Origin of the sequence: Mycobacterium sp. (assembly GCF_025933915.1) — a bacterium.
Classification (GTDB): domain Bacteria; phylum Actinomycetota; class Actinomycetes; order Mycobacteriales; family Mycobacteriaceae; genus Mycobacterium.
Genome location: NZ_JAICZA010000281.1, coordinates 1 through 3,023, shown reverse-complemented (window position 1 = coordinate 3,023; position 3,023 = coordinate 1). Strand labels below are relative to the sequence as shown.

Annotated in this window: 3 protein-coding genes and 1 tRNA gene; 1 reads left to right on the top strand and 3 read right to left on the bottom strand. The window is 68.5% G+C overall.

The genetic code is table 11. The annotated features are described in order from the left end of the window. Positions 1–16: 16 nt before the first annotated feature. Together Q0W90_RS23980 and Q0W90_RS23975 are read right to left on the bottom strand one after the other, a co-directional pair. Positions 17–92: transfer RNA gene (locus Q0W90_RS23980), tRNA-Thr, on the bottom strand. Between the two features lie 557 nt (positions 93–649). Next, positions 650–1,438: a DUF732 domain-containing protein gene (locus Q0W90_RS23975; protein WP_297777113.1), complete on the bottom strand. Its 789-nt coding sequence runs from the start codon at positions 1,436–1,438 to the stop codon at positions 650–652. Positions 1,439–1,599: 161 nt separating this feature from the next. Here Q0W90_RS23975 and Q0W90_RS23970 point away from each other — a divergent pair, with 161 nt between their 5' ends. Continuing rightward, a complete protein-coding gene (locus Q0W90_RS23970) occupies positions 1,600–2,490 on the top strand; it encodes a lytic transglycosylase domain-containing protein (protein WP_297777116.1) in 891 nt (296 codons plus the stop codon). Between the two features lie 18 nt (positions 2,491–2,508). Here the strand turns inward: Q0W90_RS23970 and Q0W90_RS23965 are convergent. Next, positions 2,509–3,023, bottom strand: a 515-nt coding sequence (locus Q0W90_RS23965; protein ID WP_366895755.1) for an MAP_0585 family protein, incomplete at its 5' end; no start/stop codon positions are given.

Below are 3,023 nucleotides of genomic sequence, written 5' to 3'. Positions count from 1 at the left end.
TGAGTACCGACAGGAATGGAGCCGCGTGAGAGACTCGAACTCTCGACATCCGCTTTACAAGAGCGACGCTCTACCAACTGAGCTAACGCGGCCGGGGCTGGCTCGATAAGCCACGACGATTCTACGACAGGGTGATGCCGTCCGAGCCACGCGTCGACTCGAGCCGGCGGAGGTGCGGGCCGCCCGGGTCGCGTCGTCATGCAGGGCGGAAGCTCGCGAACGGAGCGCCTTGGTAAGCGAGCGGTCGTCAGTTCAATCCTGCGTTGGCGTGCTTAACGCGCCCTGCCCTTGCCGTGGTTGTCGTCCTCGTCCCAGTAGGCCCATTCGGGAAGCGCGTGTTGGGCATGGCGCCGAAAGCGGATGCCTCATACCCCGGTTGCCCACCGTGCCCCTTCCACCGTGGATCCAATCTGTTCGCTCGTGACCGCCTGATTCCGCGGGTGATCAGAGCGATGGTGCCTCCGACGACAAAGGCGATTAACGCGACTTTGAGAACCAGCAATAGCAGTGTCACGGCTGCATGCCCTCCTCGCCACCGAGCGGTAGCTTCGTGCAGGACAGGGTTTCCGGCACGAGACGGGGCCGGGGTGGAACCCATCCGCTTCCGTCGCGTGGGGCCGATCAACGCCAACGACGCGGCCCACCGGGCTCACGGGTGGCCCGGGAGGTTTTCCAGACCGCCCTGGATGCCCTGCAGATCCCCTTCGATGCCTCGCAGTTTTCCTTCGATGGCCTGTAAATCGGACAGAGCATCCTGATAGGCAGGCTGCATCTCGTCCGGGGCCGCGGGCAGAGACTGAGGGCAGTACGCGACGATGGCGCCCGCGGTGACATGGGAACTTTGATCGGCGTCCCAGATCGACGAACGCTGCACGAATCCGACCGCATCGGTGAAATTGTGTTGGTGCGCCAGGAAGTCGCAGACGGCGTGCCCCTGCGCCATCGCGTAATCCTGGCTGGGAACCGGTACGCCTTCGTGCTTCAACGCGGCGATGAACGCCATGTCGGCAACGCCAATTCGCGGGGCGGGTGCCGGCGGCGCCATTCGAGGCGGGGGCGAAGCGGCCGACGGAGGCGGGGGTTCCGTCGCCCGCGCCGATGAATCCTGCTGGCGGAGCGCGAACATGACCATCACCGCGGCGGCGACGGCCACCAGCGAGAGCGGCAACGCCGCCACAAGGCCCAGGCGGCGCAGCACGCCGCGGCGCGGGAGGAGCGCGGTGCGGGTCTTGTTGCGCCGCGGCCGGGCGGCGACGACCACCTGGGTTTCATGCACGCTAGGTGCCTCCACGAGAGGCACCCCCGTGCTGTGGGCCAGAAGCTCGTCGAGCAGTTCGTCGACCTCTCGGGACGATGGCTGACCGCCCTGCTCACGAAGCGATCGGCGCCCAAGCGCGATGCGCCGCAATTCTGAGTCGATCGTCTCGCGGTCGCGCATGTCAACCAGTTTGAGCCCTCATCCGCATTGATGTCACGCGCTCGGATGCGCAAGACTCGCTGAGAGCCAACCAACCGGCGCCGTAGGAACCGAGGCAATGGACGGACGTGATCACCGTGGGCCGTGACCGGTACACCGCGCCGCTCGTTTTCGGCGTGGTCATGGCCGCGCTCGTCGGCTGTTCGGCATCGCATCCGGCGACCGCGACCGGCCCGGCCACAGCTGCACGGTCCGGGCCGACGTCGCGCGTGGTGCCCGTGGATGCGGGCACGCCCGGCGGCGCGCAGCCTCGCCTGGCATCAGACCCCGTGCAGCTGGCCGACGACCTCGTCGCCGACGAGCGCGCGCTGCGCGACCCGGGGACGCCGGATCCGGCGCTGACGGCGGCGGCGCACCGCGAGCAGGCGGCCTACCGCGCCATCGGACACCATCCCGAATGGGATGCGGCCACGCGCCCGCGCATCCCGGCGGAGCTGGTCGATGTCTACGACCGCAACGTCGACGCCCGTCGGCAACTCACCGCGCTGACCCCGGTGCGAGACAACCTGCCGGCGTGGCGCATCGAGCCGCCGGCCCCGGCCGACGAGCTGCTGAACTACTACCACCAGGCGGAGTCGGAATCCGGCGTCAGCTGGAATTACCTGGCGGCGATCAATTTCATCGAGACCCGCTTCGGCAGCATCGTGGGAGCGAGCACCGCAGGCGCGCAAGGGCCCATGCAGTTCTTGCCGTCGACGTTCGCCGGCTATGGGCAGGGCGGCGACATCCACTCACCCCGCGACAGCATCCTGGCCGCCGGCCGCTACCTGGCCGCCAATAGCTTTGCCAACGATCGGGATCGCGCCGTCTACGGCTACAACCACGCCAGCGAATACGTGCGCGCGGTTGATCAGTACGCCGCGCTGATCGCCGCCGATCCCGCCACGTTCGCCGCGTACTACCGGTGGGACGTCTATTGCCGCACGACGGCCGGCGACGTCTTGTTGCCCATCGGCTACGACGCGTCCGCGCCGATCCCGGCCGCGGACTACGTGGCGGCCCACCCGCAGTAGTCCACGATCAGTGCGGGATCAGTACAGGGGCACCCAGACACCGAAGAACCAGTAACCCCAACCGCCGTACTGCCAGTTGAAGACCGGGATGGCGGTAAAGGTGTTGTAGCTGAAGGGTCCGAAATCGGCCCGCGCCACAGCCACGTCACGCGGCGCTCCGGCCCACGGCCGGTTCCAGCCACCCGGAGGCGGCGGACCGTCCCAACCACCCGAAGGCGGCGGGCCCTCCCAATGCGGCGGCGGGTGGCCCGGAGCCCGGCCGTCGTTCCAGCCGTAGCCATGCAACCGCGGCGGCGGGGGCGCCCCGTGGCCCACGATGCTGAAGCCGGTGTCGAGGCCCACTGGGCCGCCGATCTCGGCGTTACCGCTCGCGTAAACGCCGCGCGGCGGAATGTACGCCGGGTGCTCAGGCTGAGTGCTCGGCGGATTCAGCGACGCGTACACCTCCCCGCCAAGTTGCGGCGTGGTGGACTGTCCACTCGCCGGCGCGGTCGTTTGAGCACTCGTCGACGTCGTTTGCGCACTCGGCGACG

Bases quoted from the DNA above. Each gene is read 5' to 3' on its own strand.
- Q0W90_RS23975 (WP_297777113.1), bottom strand. From the start codon at position 1,438: ATGCGCGACCGCGAGACGATCGACTCAGAATTGCGGCGCATCGCGCTT.
- Q0W90_RS23970 (WP_297777116.1), top strand. From the start codon at position 1,600: ATGGCCGCGCTCGTCGGCTGTTCGGCATCGCATCCGGCGACCGCGACC.